Below are 17,178 nucleotides of genomic sequence, written 5' to 3'. Positions count from 1 at the left end.
GACGGCAGTTTCAACGCCACTGGTTACCGCGGAGGAACCACCCCATGCCCGGCACCCCGATCGCGCCGCTGACCAAGATCATGGCGGAATATTCCGACCCCTCGCTCTGCCCGGTGCGCAACGTGCTCGACCAGCTCGGCGACAAATGGAGCGTGCTGATCATCACCGCGCTGGCCGAGCGGCCCTATCGCTTTGGCGAGCTGAAACGCGAGATCGGCGATATCTCGCAGCGCATGCTGACCCAGACGCTGCGCGACCTGCAGGCGGACGGCATGATCGAGCGCACGGTCTATCCGACGACGCCGCCGAGCGTGGAGTACAGGCTCTCGCCGATGGGGCACAGCTTTCTGGTGCCGCTGTCGGCGATGGTGGATTGGGCGTTTGCGCATTTCCCGGCGATCAAGGTGGCGCGGGCGGAGTTTAAGCGGGCGGCTTAGCCAACACACTTGGAGGGCTTGCCTGACGGAGAGAGACGGCCCCCTCCCGACCTCCCCCATAAAGGGGGAGGTGAAGAGGCGGGGCTTTGGCTTCGATTGTGCCTCAAGCACCAGCAGGGCACCTCCCCCTTCATGGGGGAGGATGGGAGGGGGTTGTCTGATGCGGCTCTATTACCGTTCAGTACACCCTGCCCCACCCCCTCCGAGCTGCGCTAGTTCGCTGCGCTCACAAGCTGCGCTTGCCTCCCCCATCCAGGGGGAGGTGGGCCGGTGGGTGTGGCTTGGTGGTGCCAAATGCACCGGTGGGCACCTCCCCCCTTGTGGGGGAGGTTGGGAGGGGGGTAGCTACGCGCTCCGAACCCTCCGGCTGCATTTCCTTGACCTCACCGCTCTCCGATCGCCGTGTCGTCCTCGCCCTGGCGATCGTCTGCTGCCTGCTGTGGGGCAGCGCTGTTCCCGCCGTGAAGGTCGGCTACGCGCTGCTGGCGATTGCGCCGACCGATACCACTTCGCTGATGCTGTTTGCCGGGGTGCGCTTCATGCTCGCGGGGGCGCTGCTGCTGGGCTATGCGCTGGTGACGCGGCGGCCGATCGGGTTGAGCGCGAAAACGCTCGGCGAGGTCGGGCTGCTCGGGCTCATCTCGACCAGCGGGCAGTACCTGTTCTATTATGTCGGGCTGGCCCACACGACCGGCGTGAAGGTGTCGATCACCACCTCGTCCTCGACCTTCTTTTCGGCCATCCTTGCGCACTGGCTTTATGCCAATGACCGGCTGACGCCGCGGCGGCTGCTTGGCTGCCTGATCGGCTTTGCCGGCGTGGTGGTGGTGAACCTCTCCGGCGCCGGCTTCGATTTCGGCTTCACACTGCTGGGCGAGGGTTTCATCCTGATCGCGGCGGCGTTGTTCTCGCTCGGCGGCATCTACGGCAAGCGCGTCAGCGGGCATCTCGACGTGCTGGTGATGACCGGCTGGCAGCTCGGGCTGGGTGGGCTGGTGCTGACTGTCGCCGGGGTGGCGACGGGCGGGCATCTCGGCGCATTGCGGCCGGAGTCGCTGCTGTTGCTGGTCTATCTGGGAGCGCTGTCGGCGGCGGCGTTTTCGATCTGGGCACTGCTGCTCAAGCACAATCCGATCGGCTCGATCGCCATCTTCAACTGCCTGATTCCGGTGTTCGGGGTGACCCTGTCCGGCCTGGTGCTGGGGGAGACGTTCCTCGAGTGGCGGTATCTGGTGGCGCTGGGGCTGGTGAGCGTGGGGATATGGCTGGCGACGGCGGTGGGGAAGCGGGTGGAGAGCTAGTGCGTGTGGCACCCCCACCCACCCGCTACGCGGGTCCCCCTCCCCACAAGGGGAGGGAAACCTGACTGAGAGCTCCCACCCGATGTATACATAAGGGTCTTGGCTCCCCTCCCCCTTGCGGGGAGGGGCTGGGGGTGGGGGTCCTTCAGCGATCATCGGACCACCCCCTCCCTCATTCCCTCCCCGCAAGGGGGAGGGAGGCGATCACCGCATTTTCGGCGGGCCTAGCCCTTGGCAAACACCCGCCAGCGCTTTGGCCGGAAGGCGATGCGGGTTTTTTCGCCGGCCGGGTGATCGAAGGGCAGGTCGATTTCGACGCGGTTCGGGTCGCCGCCGATTTCGAGTTCGACGCGGCGCGTGCCGCCGACGCGGCGGGAGGCGGCGACGACGCCGGCGAGCGCGGCCCCGGCCCCATCGGCGACCAGCTCGACATCGTGGGGGCGGAAATGCAGCACGCCTTCGCCCGGCGCATCGTGCGGCGCGGGGAGGCCAATGGCGCGGCCGCCGACCCAGAGCTCGTGGTTTTCGACCGTGACCGGCAGTGCGCTCGATTCACCGATGAAGTTGAACACGAAGGGGTTCGAGGGCCGGTCATAGACCTCGTCGGGCGTGCCGACCTGCTCGATCTTGCCCTGGCTCATCACCACGAGGCGATCCGCAAGCTCGAGCGCCTCTTCCTGGTCATGCGTGACGAACACGGTGGTGTGGCCGGTGCGGTCGTGGATCTCGCGCAGCCACTTGCGCAGTTCCTTGCGGACCTGGGCGTCGAGCGCGCCAAAGGGCTCGTCGAGCAGCAGCACGCGCGGCTCGATGGCGAGGGCGCGGGCGAGCGCGACGCGCTGGCGCTGGCCGCCCGAGAGCTGTTGCGGATAGCGCTTTTCGAGGCCGGAAAGCTGCACGAGGTCGAGCAGCTCGAGGGCGCGGCGGCGGATCTCGTTCTTGGGCGGCCGGGTGGCGCGCGGGCGGACCGAGAGACCGAAGGAGATGTTGTCCAACACCGTCATGTTGCGGAACAGCGCATAGGCCTGGAACACGAAGCCGACATTGCGCTCCTGCACCGTCTTCGACGACGCATCCTCGTCGCCGAAGAAAATGCGGCCGGCAGTCGGCATTTCGAGGCCGGCGATGAGCCGCAGCAGCGTGGTCTTGCCCGAGCCCGAGGGGCCGAGCAGCGCGATCAGCTCACCCGAACGGATATCGAGCGAGACGTCGTTCAACGCCGGGTAGTACGAAAATTCCTTGCGGACGGTATCGACGCGGATATCCAAGCTTTGCTGCCCCTAAGTCTTTCTGCTGCCTAGTGTCGGCGGGTGCCGGCGAGTTCGTCGCCGTAGCGGAACTCGAGAATGGTCTTGATCACCAGCGTGACCAGCGCCAGCATCGCCAGCAGCGAGGCGACGGCGAAGGCGGCGGTGAAGTTGTACTCGTTGTAGAGGATTTCGATGTCGAGCGGCATCGTTGTCGTCTTGCCGCGAATGTGGCCCGAGACGACCGACACCGCGCCGAACTCGCCCATGGCGCGCGCATTGCACAGCAGCACGCCATAGAGCAGGCCCCATTTGATATTGGGCAGCGTCACGCGCCAAAAAGTCTGCCAGCCGGTGGCGCCAAGCGACAAGGCTGCTTCCTCGTCGCCGTTACCCTGGTCCTGCATCAGCGGGATCAGCTCGCGGGCGATGAAGGGGAAGGTGACGAAGATGGTAGCGAGCACGATGCCCGGCACCGCGAAGATGATCTCGATGCCGTTGGCGCGCAGGATCGGACCGAGCCAGCTCTGGGCGCCGAACAGCAGCACATAGACCATGCCCGACACCACCGGCGACACCGAGAACGGCAGGTCGATGAGGGTGATGAGGAAGCTCTTGCCCCAGAACTCGTATTTCGAGATGCACCACGCCGCCGCGACGCCGAACACGAGGTTCAGCGGCACCGCGATGATGGCGACGGTGAGCGTCAGCGAGATGGCGGCGCGCGTGTTGCGATCGGCGAAGCTCTCGAAATAGGTCTCGATGCCGCGCCGCAGCGCCTCGAAGAAGACGAGCACCAGCGGCAGCACCAGCACGGCCAGCATGAAAATGACGGCGATGCCGATCAGCGTCCAGCGCACCCACGGCTTTTCCTGCGTGGGCGGGGTGTGCTCGTGCGGCGCGAACGGCCGGCGACTGTCGTAGACGGAGCCCTTGTCCTCAAACATAGCCGAACCTCCGGCGCGCCCAGGCCTGGATCAGGTTGATGACGAGGAGCATGACGAAGGCGATGATCAGCATGATGCCGGCGATCACCGCGGCGCCGGCCTGATCGAATTCCTCGAGCTTGATGACGATCAGCACCGGAGCGATTTCCGAGATATTGGGCAGGTTGCCGGCAATGAAGATGACCGAGCCGTACTCGCCGACGGCGCGCGCGAAAGCGAGTGCGAAGCCGGTAAGGATGGCCGGAGTGAGCCGCGGCAGCATGACCCGCGAAATGGTCTGCCAGCGCCTGGCGCCGAGCGTCGCGGCAGCCTCCTCGAGCTCCTGCTCGAACTCTTCGAGCACCGGTTGCACCGTGCGCACGACAAAGGGCAGGCCGATGAAGATCAGCGCGATGACGATGCCGGTGGGCGTGTAGGCGATTTTCCAGCTGAGCGCGAACTCGTTGAGCCCGAAGGGCAGCCAGGTCTGCGCCTTCCACCAGCTCCACAGCGGGCCGGAGGGGTTGAACAGCGAGCCGACCCAGCCCTTGGGGGCATAAAGGGTCGAGAGCGCGATACCCGCGACCGCCGTCGGCAGCGCGAAGGGCAGGTCGACGATGGCATCGAGGATGCGCCGGCCGGGGAATTTATAGCGCACCAGCACCCAGGCGACGATGACGCCGAAGACAACGTTGACCAGCGCCGCGATCAGCGAGGAGCCGAAGCTGACCTCGAGCGCCTTGAGCGTACGCGGCGCCGTGGCGATACGCACGATCTGCTCCCACGGCGTCGTGCCGGCCTTGAGGAACAGCCCGATGATGGGAATGAGGACGATGAGGCTCAGGTAGAGCAGCGTATAGCCGAAGGTCAGCCCGAAACCCGGGACGACGCTCGGCTTCACAAAGCTCCACCCCGGGCGTGACCGCACGGGGTGGGACAGCGATGCGACAGCGGTTCCGTTACTGCTGAGGCGTGTAGATCTGGTCAAAGACGCCCCCGTCCCCGAAATGCTTGGGCTGCGCTGTCGCCCAGCCGCCGAAAAGCGGATCATCAATAGAGATCAGCTCGATGTTTGGGAAGGCTTGAACCAGCGCCTGGTCGGTGACCACCGACGGATCAGACGGGCGATAGTGGTTCTTGGCGGCGATGGTCTGGCCCTCGGGCGAGTAGAGATACTCGAGATAGGCCTTGGCGAGCTCGGCGGTGCCGTGGGCTTCGACATTCTTGTCGACGATGGCGACCGGCGGCTCGGCGAGGATCGAGGAGGGCGGATAGACGATGTCGAAATTGTCGGCGCCGAATTCGTCGAGCACGAGGAACGCCTCGTTCTCCCAGGCGAGCAGCACGTCGCCCAGCTCCTTCTGCGCGAAGGTGACGGTGGAGCCGCGCGCCCCGGTATCGAGCACCGGCACGTGCGAATAGAGCTGCTTCACGAACTCGATGTTCTTGGCCTCGTCGCCGCCATTGGTCTTGTTCGACCAGGCCCAGGCCGCGAGATAGTTCCAGCGCGCGCCGCCCGAGGTCTTGGGGTTCGGCGTGATGACTTCGACGCCGTCCTTGGTCAGGTCGCCCCAATCGAGGATGCCCTTGGGATTGCCCTTGCGCACCAGGAAGACGATGGTCGAGGTATAGGGCGTCGAGTTGTTGGCGAACTCGGAGCGCCAGTTGGCGTCGAGCAGGCCGGACTTCTCGGCGATGGCGTTGATGTCGCCTTCGAGCGCCAGGGTGACGACATCGGCCTGCAGGCCATCGATCACCGACTGGGCCTGCTTGCCCGAGCCGCCATGGCTCTGCTCGATGGTGACGGTGCCGCCGGTGGTCTCGTTCCAGTGCTTGGCGAAGGCCTCGTTGAACTCGACATAGAGCTCACGGGTCGGATCGTACGAAACGTTGAGAAGGGTCTGTTCCTGGGCACGGACGGTGACCGCGCCAGCGAATACGAGCGCTACGGCAAGGCCGCCAAACGCAAGAAACTGGGCTGTTTTCTTCATCATGTCCTCCTGGTGAAGCAACTGCCATAACTCTATCTGGTTAGTCGGCATTCTCAAGGAAGGCGCGGGTCGTGTCCCGTCACGGAAGCGAAAAAGCTTTCTTGGAAGAGGCTAACAGCCGCACGCCCATTGCGCAAACCTCGAGCCGGCGCCTGCGAATGAGCATGACTTTGCGCACCCGGCGGGCGGGGTTAACCGCCGTTAACGCGGTGGGGTGGGATTGGTTGCTTGGGGAGCTTACCACGCGGTGGGGTGGGTGCCTCTCCTGGCACTGGATGCGGAGAGATCTCAGGATGGGCCCGGCCTGCGCCACCGGGGTTGGGGAGGTGCGGTGCCTCATCCACTGAGTGTCATCCCTGCGAAAGCAGGGATCCATGGTGCCGCCAGCGCGGGCGGTAAGTTGGACCCCAGCTTTCGCTGGGGTGACAGCTGGTGGTTGGTGATGGAAGCGGGCTTAGACCAGCTCGTCCTTCGCTATCACGGCATCGGCGAGCGTGGTGCGGTCCAGCACTTCGCGCGTGGCGATGGTGACGCGGGCGAAGACGTGGCGGATTTCGCAGGTGGCTTCGTCCGAGCAATCGACGCAGCGGCGGTAGGCGATCTTGGACAGGCAGGGGAGCGGCGCGATCGGACCGTCGATGAGGCGCAGCACCTCGCCGAAGGTGACCTCGTCGGGCGAGCGCAGCAGCACATAGCCGCCGAGCCGACCGCGGCGGCTCATCACGATGCCGGCGCGCTTGAGCTCGAGCAGGATCTGCTCGAGGAATTTCTTCGGGATCGCCCGTTCGCGCGAGATTTCCGAGATCATCAGCGACTCGCCGGCCGGCACCTTGCACAGCGCCACCAGCGCCCGCAGCGCGTACTTTGCCTTTTGCGAGATCATTGCCTGGGTCCAAGGGTGCGGGCCCGGGGCGGGCCGCAAGGAGAGCGTAGTGTCATTGCGGTGAACAAAGCCTTGTGGACCCAGCGGGTCAGGCCTTTTCTTCCTCCTCGGCGGTTGGCGGCACTTCCGGGTTGAACGGCCGCTCCGGCGCGATTGCTGCCGTGGTACCGAACGGCGAACCCGGGGTGCTGGCCGGCTGCAACGGCCGGGGCGTCGCCCGCTCGACCGGCGACAGCACCGGCGGGATCACCGGCTCGCGCGGCTCGGTGGTCCCCTCGACCTCGGCGGCCGCGACGATATCCTCGGGCGCAACGCCGTCGAGGGCGGCCAGAGCCTCGACCGCCTCGGCGTCGTCCTCGGGCACGAAGATGGGATCGAGCTCGGGGGTTTCGGCCTCGACGGGCTCCACGCGCTCAGCGGCATCGGTCGGCTCGTCAGGCTCCTCGCCATAGGACGAAACCACCGCCGGCGGCTCGGCCGGGCCGGCATCGGCATGCTGCACCTGCGCCTGCGCCGCCTCGATGGCCACGGCAAGCATGTTGGGATCGGCCGGCAGCCGCGGGCCGGCGGTGGCGGCGGCGAGCGGCGCCAGCGCCGACGTGACCGCGTCGGCGGCAGTGATCTCGGCCACCGCCTGGCTGTCGCGGTTGACGATATCGACCATGCCGAGGCCGATCTCGCGCTCGCCGATGATCACCACATCGGCGCCGAGCGACTTCAGATGCGCCTCTTCCTCGTCGGAATGGCCGCGCGCCACGATCAGCGCCCTGGGATTGAGCTTGCGCGACTGCTCGGTCGCCTGGCCCGCCTCGAACGGGTTGGGAATGGCGATCACCACCGTGCCGGCGCCCGCCACGTTGGCAAGGCCGAGCGCCCGCGACGCCGCGGCGTTGCCGGGGACCACCTCGATGCCGAGCGCCCGCGCGGCGTTGGCGCGCTCCTCGGAATCCTCGATGACGAGGAAGGAGGCCTTCGATTCGAGCAGCGCCTGCGCGACCACCGTGCCGACCCGGCCGAAGCCCACGAGCACGACATGGCCGCTCCTGGTGGTGGGCACCGGCAGGGCCTCTTCCTCCTCCACTACTTCGGGCGCGCGTGGCGCCGAGGCGGTGAGATCGGGTTCGAGGCGTTCTCCGGGTGCGCCTGCGGCAACCACCGCTTCCGCCGGGCGGCCGGCCTTGGCCTCGAGCCAGGGCCGCACCGCGTCCATCAGCATGAAGATCAGCGGATTGAGGATGATCGACACGATGGCGCCGGCGAGGATCAGGTCCCGCCCTTCCGCCGGCAGGATGGCGAGGCCGACACCCAGGCTGGCGAGGATGAAGGAGAACTCGCCGATCTGCGCCAGGCTGGCCGATACGGTCAGCGCCGTGCCCACCGGCCGCCTGAAGGCGCGCACGATGATGTAGGCGAGGAACGACTTGCCCACCACGATGATGAACACGGTGGCCAGCACCGGCAGGGGATCGCGGATGAGGATGGTGGGGTCGAACAGCATGCCGACCGCGACGAAGAACAGCACCGAGAAGGCGTCGCGCAGCGGCAGGCTTTCCTGCGCGGCACGATGGCTGAGCTCGCTTTCCGACAGGATCATGCCGGCAAAGAAGGCGCCCAGCGCCAGCGACACGCCGAACAGGTAGGCCGCACCGGCGGCGACGCCCAGCGCGATGGCCAGCACGGCGAGCCGGAACAGCTCGCGGCTGCCGGTATGGGCGGTGTAATGCAGCACCATGGGGATCAGCCGGCGGCCGACCACCAGCATGAAGCCGACGAAGGCGGCGAGCTTGACCACGGTGATGGCGAGGATGCCTACGATGCCGAGCTCGATGTTGAGCATGCGCTCGACGAGATCGATGAACGGATCGTGCAGGTCCGCGCCCGCCACGCCCATGATGCCGGCAATGGAGGGAATGAGCACCAGCGCCAGCACCATGGCGAGGTCCTCGACGATCAGCCAGCCGACCGCGATGCGGCCCTTGTCGCTTTCGACCTGGTGCCGATCCTCCAGCGCCTTGAGCAGGACCACGGTGGAGGCGACCGACAGCGCGAGGCCGAAGATGAGGCCGGCCCCCAGTCCCCAGCCCAGCAGCAGCGCCAGGCCCAGGCCCATGAGGGTGGCGCCGCCGATCTGCACGATGGCGCCGGGCACCGCCAGCGCGCGCACCGACAGGAGGTCCTTGAGCGAGAAATGCAGGCCCACGCCGAACATCAGCAGGATGACGCCGATCTCGCTGAGCTCGGTCGCGAGCTCGAGGTCGCCGACGAAGCCGGGCGTGTTGGGGCCGACGAGCACGCCGGCAATCAGGTAGCCGACCAGCGGCGGCAATCGCAGGCGATTTGCCACCGCTCCGAGGACGAATGCCAGCACCAGGCCCGCGACGATCGTTGAGATCAGGGGGGTCGAATGGGGCATGGGCAGTATCCTCCGGCGGGCAGTACCCTAGGCTTGTGGTAGGAGCGTAAGGCACGAAGATGGGGCGAAACCCACCTTCGCGCAACCCGATGAGGCCCGGAAAACGCGGCTAAATCATGGGAATGCCGACCAAACAGGCAGACTTTCGTCTGAACCGCGCTAGCGGGCGACCATCATCAGCTTGATCTCGCCCGGCGCCGGCGGCGCTGCAATTGCTGCAGGGACCTCGTCGAGCCCGATATTGCGCGTTATGAGCCGATCGAGCGACAAGGCTCCGGAGGCGATCAGCTCGGCGGCCCGGGCGTGCGTGCCGGGATTGAGCCAGGCGCCCTCGAGCCGCAATTCCTTGGTCAGGAGCTCGAAAGGCGAGACGGTGACCGTGTCGTGTTGCGGCACGACGCCGAACAGCACCACGGCGCCGCCGCGCCTCGCCAGGTCGATCGACCGGGTGACGGTTTCGCCCACGCCGGCGCATTCGAACACCACATCGGCGCCATCGGGCAGGATGGCGCGGAATTCGTTGTCGGCATCGGGGCTGGCAGCATCGACGGCGTGCTGCGCACCGAGCTCCAGCGCCAGCGCCCTGCGCGCCGCCTGCCGGGTGGAGAGGACGATGGTTCCGGCGCCCGCCAGCCGCGACAGCTCGACCATGATGAGCCCGATGACGCCGCCCCCGAGGATCAGCACCGAGCCGCCTTTCGGGATGCGGGCGACATCGATGGCGTGGAGGCAGCACGACACCGGCTCGCAGAAGGCGCCGTGGCGCGGATCGAACCCGGGCGGCAACGCCGCCGCCTGCCCCGCCGGAACCAGCACGTATTCGGCAAAGCCGCCATCGCGCGTCACTCCGATGGCCGAGAGTTTTGGGCACAGGTTCGGCCGGCCGGCGCGGCACTGCTCGCAGGTGCCGCACGAGATATTGGGATCGCCCGAGATCAGCGTACCGGGCGCAAAGCGGGTGACACCGGCACCGGTCGCCTCGACCACACCGCAGAACTCGTGCCCCAGCGTCACCGGCTTGGCGGTCGGAAACTCGCCGCGATACATGTGCCGGTCCGACCCGCAGATGCCGCAGGCCAGCACGCGCACCAGGAGGTCGCCAGGGCCCGGCACCGGACGGGTTACGTCCTCGACCTGCATCTGGCCTGCCGCATTGAGCCGGACTGCGCGCATTTCAAACTCCTCCGCTTGCTGGCATCATGGCCGAGCCGATCCGCGACGCAAGGTGTTCCGATGCCACTCGATCTCCCCGCCCCCGTTGCCGCCTTCCGCGACCGCGTCAATGCCGGCGACACCGACGGCGTGCTGGCGCTGTTCCCCACCGACGGTGTGGTGATCGACTGGGGCCGCCGCTTTGCCGGCCATGCCGCGATCCGCGGCTGGAGCGACAAGGAGCTGATCGGCGCCAAGGGCACGCTGACTATCACCGGCGTGGTAAGCGCGGATGCGCACCGGGTGGTAGTGGATACGCTGTGGGCGTCGAGCTTTTTCACCGGGCCGGGACGGTTCACGTTCGAGCTGGCGGGCGGACTGATCCGGCAGATGGAGATTGCGGAGGGCTAGGCGGGGCCGGCATCCTGCCCTGCGCACCCCCCACCCTGTCCCTCCCCCGCAAGGGGGGAGGTGACCTGCGCTCACAAGTCTTCGTAAGCCACAGACATCAGTTTGAGCGTCTCCCTCCCCCTTGCGGGGAGGGGACAGGGGTGGGGGTTTCTGTCCGCACCGGTAGTAGTGACGATCAGATCATCAGCCGGTCTATCTTCTCCGCCAGGTCGACGTCCTTTTCCGTCAGCCCGCCGGCATCGTGCGTGGTGAGCGTGATCGTCACCTTGTTGTAGACGTTGGACCATTCGGGATGGTGGCCCATCTTCTCGGCGGCGAGCGCGACGCGCGTCATGAACGAAAAGGCTTCCGAGAAGGTCTTGAACTTGAAATCGTGGCTGATGGCGTCGGCGGCCGGGTCGTAGATCCAGCCGTTCAGCCGGCCCAATGCCTGCTCGCGGGCCTCCCCGCTCAGTTTCTCGCGCATTCCCAAATCTCTCTGCTGCAATGAACCCGGCCATCTGCCGCACCAAAAGCGCCCGATCCGTGGCAGCGCCCCCACAAACGGCCGACAGGGCAGATAGACGCAACTTGCGGGCCGGATTGAACGGGGGGTAAACCATTGCGGGTGAATGAGCCGCCCCCCGGCCCCGGTCGGGGGCGCCGAGGGGGTGGCACTACCGGTCGCGAAAGCTGCCATTAACCCGTGGCCGCGCAAGATCGCCGGCACCTTGGTGAAACCATGTTCGAGCCGGCCCACAAGAACCTGCCGCCCATAGACTATGTCTCGATGATCCGGTCGCTGTATGCGGACCGGCGCGTGATGCTGCTTGGCGCGCTGTCTTCGGCCCTGGTCGCGGTGGTCGCCGGTTTCGAATCCGGCTCCTGGGTGCTTGTCGCTATCGCCGTCGGCTTCGCGCTGGTCGGCGTAGCGCGCGACATCGACATGCGTGCCTTCGAGCGCAACCCGATCGCCGATGACGACGTTGCCACCGCCAACCGCTGGGAACTGCGCTCGACCGTGGGCGCGGCTGCCATCGCCATCCTCTACGCGTTCTGGATGGCCTACAGCTTCCTGGTGGTGAACACCGCCTTTGCCGAGATGAGCTCGCTCTCGGTGACCGTATCGGTGCTCGTCGGCGTCGCCGGCCGCAACTTCGCCATCGACCGGCTGGTGACCATCCAGGTCGCCATCATGTCGATCGGCATGGCCATCGGCATGCTGTTCGACGGGGCCTTCCACACCGCCATGCTGAGCATCGTGCTGATCGCCTTCGTCGTCTCGCTGCGTAAGGTCTCGGCCAATATCCGCGCCATCCTGCTGCGCGCCGTGCATGGCCGGATCGAGGCGACGCGGCTCGCCTCCGAGCTCGATACGGCGCTCGAGACCATGCAGCATGGCCTGTGCATGCTCGACGAGAACGGCATCATCGCCGTCGCCAACGACCGCGCCGGGCTGGTGTTCACCGGCTTCGTACCCGGGAACTGGGAGGGCCGGCCGTTCGGCGCCATGATCGCCGCGGCCGCCGAGCGCGGCACCATTCCGCAGCGTTCGGCCAGCCAGCTGATGGATACCGTCAATGGCGGCGACGGCGGCAAGGTGCTGCTCAAGCTCGCCGACGGGCAATATTGCGAGGTGACGGTCTCCTCGCGCGAAGACAAGACCGTGCTGCTGTTCGAGGACATCACCGAGCGCGTGAAGGCCGAAGAGCGCATCAACTACATGGCGCACTACGACACCCTGACCGGCCTGCCCAACCGCGCCTACTTCACCGAGCAGGTCGAGGCCGACCTCGAGCGGCGCCGCCGTACCCGTACCGGCAAGCCCGCCGAGGACATGGCCATGCTGATGATCGTCGACATCGACGACTTCAAGCATGTCAACGACACCATGGGCCACCTGATCGGCGACCGCGTGCTGATCGAGACCTCCGAACGGCTGAGCGGCGTGCTCGGCAAGGACAGCCTGGTGGCCCGGCTGGGCGGCGACGAATACGTGGTCTACCGCTCGGGCGGCGTCGCGCTCTCGGACACCATCACCGACGCCGAGGCGATCCTGGGCGGCTTCCGCGGGCCTTTCGAGGTCGAGGGCGAAGTCTTCGCCGTCAACGTCTCGATCGGCGTGGTCACCGTCACCGACGGCGATGACGACCTCGATGCGCTGATGACCAAGGCGGACCTCGCGCTCTACAAGGCCAAGGCGCTGGGCAAGGGTCGCAGCCAGGTGTTCCACGACGAGATGGATACCGACTACCGCTACCGCCAGCGGCTCAAGGCCGACCTGAAGCTCGCCGTGGCCGAGGGCGGCCTGTCGCTGCTCTACCAGCCGATCGTCGACCTGCAGACGCGCCGCGTGGTGAGCTGCGAGGCGCTGGCCCGCTGGCACCATCCGGAGCTGGGCTCGATCCCGCCTTCGCTGTTCATCCCCATCGCCGAGGAAACCGGCATCGTCTCCGACATCACCCGCTGGGTGCTGGCCGCCGCTTCGGCCGAGTGCCGCAACTGGCCCGAGGAAGTATCGGTATCGGTGAACATCTCGGCCCGCGACTTCCGCAATGCCGACGTCGCCCAGATGGTGAATGCGGCGCTGGCCTCGACCGGCCTCGCTCCGCACCGCCTCGAGATCGAAGTGACCGAGACGGCGGTGATCGAGGAGCGGACGGCCGCCACCAAGATCCTGCAGAAGCTCGCGCGCCAGGGCATCGGCATCGCGCTCGACGATTTCGGCACCGGCTACTCGTCGCTGAGCTACCTGCAGGCCCTGCCCTTCACCAAGCTCAAGATCGACCGCAGCTTCGTGATGGACATCGCGGAAAACCCGCGCTCGCTGAAGCTGCTGACCAACGTTGCCCAGCTCGGCAAGGACATCAACCTGACCGTCACCGCCGAGGGCGTCGAGACCGAGGAACAGCTCGACCTCATCGCGCGCCATTCCAAGATCGACCAGATCCAGGGCTATCTGTTCGGCGTGCCGCTGCCGCGCCGCGAAGTGGGCGAGCTGATCGACCGCATGGCAGCGAGCGCCCCGGTCCCGGAACCGACGCTCAGCATCGCGGCGGCTAACCGCAAACGTGGTTAACAGCCTTTAAACCTCTGCCATCTCAGGATAATCTGTCCATCGCTTCGGTTCGCCAGGACTTATGCGTATTCGGCGCATCAGGATGCGCGCATTTGTCGTTTTAATTATAGATAATAAAGCATTAAACTGTATGTGAAAGTTGCGGAGTTCCTCATGCGTTCTGAGACGGAAGCGACCGCAACCGCGTCAGTTGCCCCGGTGACGCGGTTTGCCGGCACGCTTATGGAAATCCTGGATCGGGTAGAGTATTCCCGCGTCCGGATGGATGTTACCGACAATCCTGTCTATCGCTTGCGCTACGAAGCTTATCGTCGCGAAGAATCCGTGCCGTTCAACGACGCGGGAGTAGTTGTCGACGATCTCGATACTGCGCCCAATGGCATGACATTCGGCGTGCATATCGACGGAGAACTGGTGAGCTCCATCCGGCTGCATCACGTATCGGCCACGCATCCTTTCGGCCCGAGCATGAAGAGCTGTCCGGATATTCTGTCGCCGCTGCTGGAGCGCGGCGAGACCTTCATCGATCCCTCGCGCTTCACCGCCGACTACGAGGCGTCGCTGGCTTACCCGGCATTGCCCTTCCTGACCTTGCGCATCGCCGTCATGGCGTCCGTGTTCTTCAAGGCCGACGCCTGCCTGGCGCTGGTACGGCCCGAGCACACGGCCTTCTATCGCCGCGTCTTCGGCTCGGAGGAAATGTCGGATGTGCGCACGTATCCGGGGCTGGCTTTCCCGGTGACGCTGTTCGGCGCCTATGTGAACACCAAGCTGCCGGCGACGCTGCGGCGCTACCCGTTCTTCATGTCGACCGAGGACGAGCGCGAAAAGCTGTTCGCCCGGGCGCTGGACGAGCATTTCGAGACCCCGCAACGCGCCAGCTCGCGGCTGGCCTACGAGCGCGCCATGCTGGCCGAGCAGTTCGGCGGCAACGGGAGCCCGGTGGCGGCGGAGTAGGCGGGGTTTGGGCTGATTGAAGCAGACGGCCCCCTCCCGGCCTCCCCCATGAAGGGGGAGGTGAAGAGGCGAGGTTTTGGCTTCGATCGTGCCCGGTGAACCGGCAGGGCACCTCCTCCTTCATGGGGGAGGATGGGAGGGGGCTGTCTCTCTCGACTTCTGTGCATGGGGCCACCCCCACCCACCGGCTTCGCCGGTCCCCCCTCCCCACAAGGGGGAGGGAGAGCCGACTGAGAGGCCGGCGAGAACCCCACTGCAGGCTTAGAGGCTTCGGTTCTTGCGCGGTGTCCCTCCCCTTGATGGGGAGGGTAGTGAAGCTTGGCCGTTTGCGGCCTAGCGGAACTGGGTGGGGTGAGCCCCACGCTCCGCAGCCTCACCCCTCCGGGATCCACACCACCATCGAGCCCTGCCCGCGATTGGCCCAGAGATAATAGGGCAGCGCGGTGAGCGTTGCCGGGGTCTCTTTCGGGGGGCTGGTGCGGTAGAGCGGGGCGAATTCGACCTGGTCGACGGCTTTGGCCGAAGCGGTGAGCTGAACGATGCCGTCGAACAGGTTCGTTTCCTTGACCGCGATCTCGCTGCCACGCGGCAGCTTGAAGCGCTGCACCGTGCCGCCCTGATTGTCGGCCTCCTCGAGGCAGTAGACCAGCGGGCCGCGAGTCAGCGCCACGCGGCCGACATCCATGACCACATGCGGGTTGGCATAGATGCGCTCGATCGGCATGGGCAGCTCGAGGCTGATCCTGTCGCCGGCCTTCCATGTGCGGTGGATGGTTGCATAGCCGTTGGATGGCTCGAGCTTCACCGTCTCGCCGTTCACCTTCGCGGTCGCGCCATGGCACCAGCCGGGGATGCGGAGCTTCACGTCGAACGCCTTTTCCGTCTCGGGATCGACGCTGATCGCGATGTCGCCCGACCACGGATAGTTCGACACCTCGCGCACCGCCACCTTGGTGCCGCCGACATCGAGCGTGCTCGAGATGCCGCCATAGAGGTGGAAGGCGATGCCGTCCGGCGCGGTGGAGACGAAGTAGCCGCCGACCGAGGCGACGAGGCGCGATACGTTCATCGTGCAGCACGGGCAGGTGTGCCAGTCCCAGCGCGACGGCGTGCCGTTGCTCTCCAGCGGGTTCATGTAGAAATAGTGCTCGCCGTCGCGGCTGAGCCCGGAGAGCGCGCCGTTGTAGAGCGCGGTTTCGAGCACGTCGGCATACTTGCCGTCGAGATCGAGATGCAGCATGCGCTGGGCCCAGAAGATCAGCGCCACCGAGGCGCAGGTCTCGGCATAGGCGGTCTGGTTGGGCAGGTCGTAGTCGAAGGTGAAACCTTCATTGCTGGCCGACGGCCCGAGGCCGGCGGTGATGTACATCTTGGTGTCCATCACGTCGCGCCACAGCGTCTCGCACGCCTGCTTCAGCCCGGCGTCGTTGAGCTCGACCGCGAGGTCGGCCATGGCGGTGTACATGTACATGGCGCGCACCGCGTGCCCGACCACCTTGTCCTGCTGGCGCACCGGCTTGTGCGACTGCGAATATTCGTAGGTGCCCTGCGTGTAGCGCTGCACCTCCCAGCCCTTCTTCTCGCGCTCCTCGCGCTCGACGTCGAAATAGTGCGGCGGCTGCTGGCCACGCTCGTTGATGAAATAGGCGGCGAGGTCGAGATGCTTCTTTTCGCCGGTCAGGTGGTAGAGCTTGATCAGCGCCAGCTCGATTTCCTGGTGGCCGCAGTAGCCGCGCTTCTGGCCCGGGCCGGTGCCGAAGCGCTGGCGGATATGCTCGACATAGCGCTCCATGACATCGAGCCAGCGCCGCCGGCCGGTGGTCTCGTAGTAGGCGATGGCGCCTTCGAGCATGTGGCCGGCATTATAGAGCTCGTGGTTGTCGCGCATGTTCGACCAACGCTTCTCGGGCTCGTGGCCGAGATACCAGCAGTTGAGATAGCCGTCGGGCGCCTGGGCCTTCTCGAAATCGTCGACGATCGCCTCGATCTTGGCCTCGATATCGGCATCGCGCTTGTGGCTGAGCGCATAGGCGGCGGCCTCGATCCACTTGCCGATGTCCGAATCCCAGAACACCTGCACGGTGAACCCGTTGGCGTGGCGCGGGAAGCGCAGCGGCGGCGGCGGGTTGGGCAGCTTGAGCGAGTCGAGATAGCCGTATTCGGTGAGCTTCTTGTGCTGGCTCGGGATGGTGCGGGCCAGCACGGTGTCGAGCCGCTCCTTCCAGAACTCGCCCTCGAGGCGTACGTTCACGAAGCGCACGGGATGGTATTGGCTCACTGTAACTCTCCTCTCGGCCTCGCCGCTGAGCGCGCGGGGGCTGTTATTTCCTGGAAGTGTTCACTTCGGACGCAATTGCCCACAGGGTCATCCCCGCGAAAGCGGAGACCTCCGTTTGATGGCA

Annotated in this window: 13 protein-coding genes and 1 pseudogene; 5 read left to right on the top strand and 9 right to left on the bottom strand. The window is 66.2% G+C overall.

What is annotated here, in order from left to right; translation table 11 throughout:
* Positions 1-44 precede the first annotated feature (44 nt).
* Positions 45-437, top strand: coding sequence for a winged helix-turn-helix transcriptional regulator (locus AC3A6I_RS19475; RefSeq protein WP_487545527.1), 393 nt, complete (start codon positions 45-47; stop codon positions 435-437).
* Between the two features lie 377 nt (positions 438-814).
* A complete protein-coding gene (locus AC3A6I_RS19470; RefSeq protein ID WP_487545526.1) occupies positions 815-1,738 on the top strand; it encodes a DMT family transporter in 924 nt (307 codons plus the stop codon).
* Between the two features lie 224 nt (positions 1,739-1,962).
* On the opposite strand, the gene AC3A6I_RS19465 is transcribed toward AC3A6I_RS19470, so the two are convergent.
* The 7 genes and pseudogenes from AC3A6I_RS19465 to AC3A6I_RS19435 form a co-directional block, all read right to left on the bottom strand.
* Positions 1,963-3,006: a sulfate/molybdate ABC transporter ATP-binding protein gene (locus AC3A6I_RS19465; protein ID WP_487545525.1), complete on the bottom strand. Its 1,044-nt coding sequence runs from the start codon at positions 3,004-3,006 to the stop codon at positions 1,963-1,965.
* A gap of 29 nt (positions 3,007-3,035) precedes the next feature.
* Entirely contained in the window at positions 3,036-3,932 is an 897-nt protein-coding gene (gene cysW / locus AC3A6I_RS19460) for a sulfate ABC transporter permease subunit CysW (RefSeq protein WP_487545524.1), read from the bottom strand.
* Positions 3,925-4,839, bottom strand: coding sequence for a sulfate ABC transporter permease subunit CysT (gene cysT, locus AC3A6I_RS19455; protein ID WP_487545523.1), 915 nt, complete (start codon positions 4,837-4,839; stop codon positions 3,925-3,927). Before cysT ends, cysW begins: the two co-directional genes overlap by 8 nt.
* A 31-nt stretch (positions 4,840-4,870) precedes the next feature.
* Complete coding sequence (locus AC3A6I_RS19450) at positions 4,871-5,902, bottom strand: sulfate ABC transporter substrate-binding protein (protein ID WP_487545522.1); 1,032 nt, start codon at positions 5,900-5,902, stop codon at positions 4,871-4,873.
* A 454-nt stretch (positions 5,903-6,356) separates the two neighbouring features.
* Positions 6,357-6,785: an RrF2 family transcriptional regulator gene (locus AC3A6I_RS19445; protein ID WP_487545521.1), complete on the bottom strand. Its 429-nt coding sequence runs from the start codon at positions 6,783-6,785 to the stop codon at positions 6,357-6,359.
* A 655-nt stretch (positions 6,786-7,440) separates the two neighbouring features.
* Positions 7,441-9,198 (bottom strand): annotated as a pseudogene (locus AC3A6I_RS19440) (cation:proton antiporter domain-containing protein); the annotation flags it as partial.
* A 159-nt stretch (positions 9,199-9,357) separates the two neighbouring features.
* Positions 9,358-10,371, bottom strand: coding sequence for a zinc-dependent alcohol dehydrogenase family protein (locus AC3A6I_RS19435; protein ID WP_487545520.1), 1,014 nt, complete (start codon positions 10,369-10,371; stop codon positions 9,358-9,360).
* Positions 10,372-10,431: 60 nt separating this feature from the next.
* Between AC3A6I_RS19435 and AC3A6I_RS19430 the strand changes: the two genes are divergently transcribed.
* A complete protein-coding gene (locus AC3A6I_RS19430; protein WP_487545519.1) occupies positions 10,432-10,761 on the top strand; it encodes a nuclear transport factor 2 family protein in 330 nt (109 codons plus the stop codon).
* Between the two features lie 175 nt (positions 10,762-10,936).
* Here AC3A6I_RS19430 and AC3A6I_RS19425 read toward each other — a convergent pair whose 3' ends face one another.
* A complete protein-coding gene (locus AC3A6I_RS19425; protein ID WP_487545518.1) occupies positions 10,937-11,227 on the bottom strand; it encodes a 4a-hydroxytetrahydrobiopterin dehydratase in 291 nt (96 codons plus the stop codon).
* 255 nt (positions 11,228-11,482) lie between these two features.
* On the opposite strand from AC3A6I_RS19425, the gene AC3A6I_RS19420 reads away from it, so the two are divergent.
* Together AC3A6I_RS19420 and AC3A6I_RS19415 are read left to right on the top strand one after the other, a co-directional pair.
* Entirely contained in the window at positions 11,483-13,819 is a 2,337-nt protein-coding gene (locus tag AC3A6I_RS19420) for a putative bifunctional diguanylate cyclase/phosphodiesterase (protein WP_487545517.1), read from the top strand.
* Positions 13,820-13,972: 153 nt separating this feature from the next.
* A complete protein-coding gene (locus AC3A6I_RS19415) occupies positions 13,973-14,776 on the top strand; it encodes an N-acyl amino acid synthase FeeM domain-containing protein (RefSeq protein WP_487545516.1) in 804 nt (267 codons plus the stop codon).
* A gap of 373 nt (positions 14,777-15,149) precedes the next feature.
* Here the strand turns inward: AC3A6I_RS19415 and AC3A6I_RS19410 are convergent, their stop codons facing one another.
* On the bottom strand, positions 15,150-17,054 hold the full coding sequence (locus tag AC3A6I_RS19410) for a glycoside hydrolase family 127 protein (protein WP_487545515.1): 1,905 nt from the start codon (positions 17,052-17,054) through the stop codon (positions 15,150-15,152).
* Between the last annotated feature and the right edge of the window lie 124 nt (positions 17,055-17,178).

This window comes from Devosia sp. Soil_C_22 (assembly GCF_057657195.1).
This window is presented reverse-complemented; position numbering and strand designations above follow the sequence as displayed.

Bases quoted from the DNA above. Each gene is read 5' to 3' on its own strand.
- AC3A6I_RS19475 (WP_487545527.1), top strand. From the start codon at position 45: ATGCCCGGCACCCCGATCGCGCCGCTGACCAAGATCATGGCGGAATAT.
- cysW (WP_487545524.1), bottom strand. From the start codon at position 3,932: ATGTTTGAGGACAAGGGCTCCGTCTACGACAGTCGCCGGCCGTTCGCG.
- AC3A6I_RS19450 (WP_487545522.1), bottom strand. From the start codon at position 5,902: ATGAAGAAAACAGCCCAGTTTCTTGCGTTTGGCGGCCTTGCCGTAGCG.
- AC3A6I_RS19445 (WP_487545521.1), bottom strand. From the start codon at position 6,785: ATGATCTCGCAAAAGGCAAAGTACGCGCTGCGGGCGCTGGTGGCGCTG.
- AC3A6I_RS19435 (WP_487545520.1), bottom strand. From the start codon at position 10,371: ATGCGCGCAGTCCGGCTCAATGCGGCAGGCCAGATGCAGGTCGAGGAC.
- AC3A6I_RS19430 (WP_487545519.1), top strand. From the start codon at position 10,432: ATGCCACTCGATCTCCCCGCCCCCGTTGCCGCCTTCCGCGACCGCGTC.
- AC3A6I_RS19425 (WP_487545518.1), bottom strand. From the start codon at position 11,227: ATGCGCGAGAAACTGAGCGGGGAGGCCCGCGAGCAGGCATTGGGCCGG.
- AC3A6I_RS19420 (WP_487545517.1), top strand. From the start codon at position 11,483: ATGTTCGAGCCGGCCCACAAGAACCTGCCGCCCATAGACTATGTCTCG.
- AC3A6I_RS19415 (WP_487545516.1), top strand. From the start codon at position 13,973: ATGCGTTCTGAGACGGAAGCGACCGCAACCGCGTCAGTTGCCCCGGTG.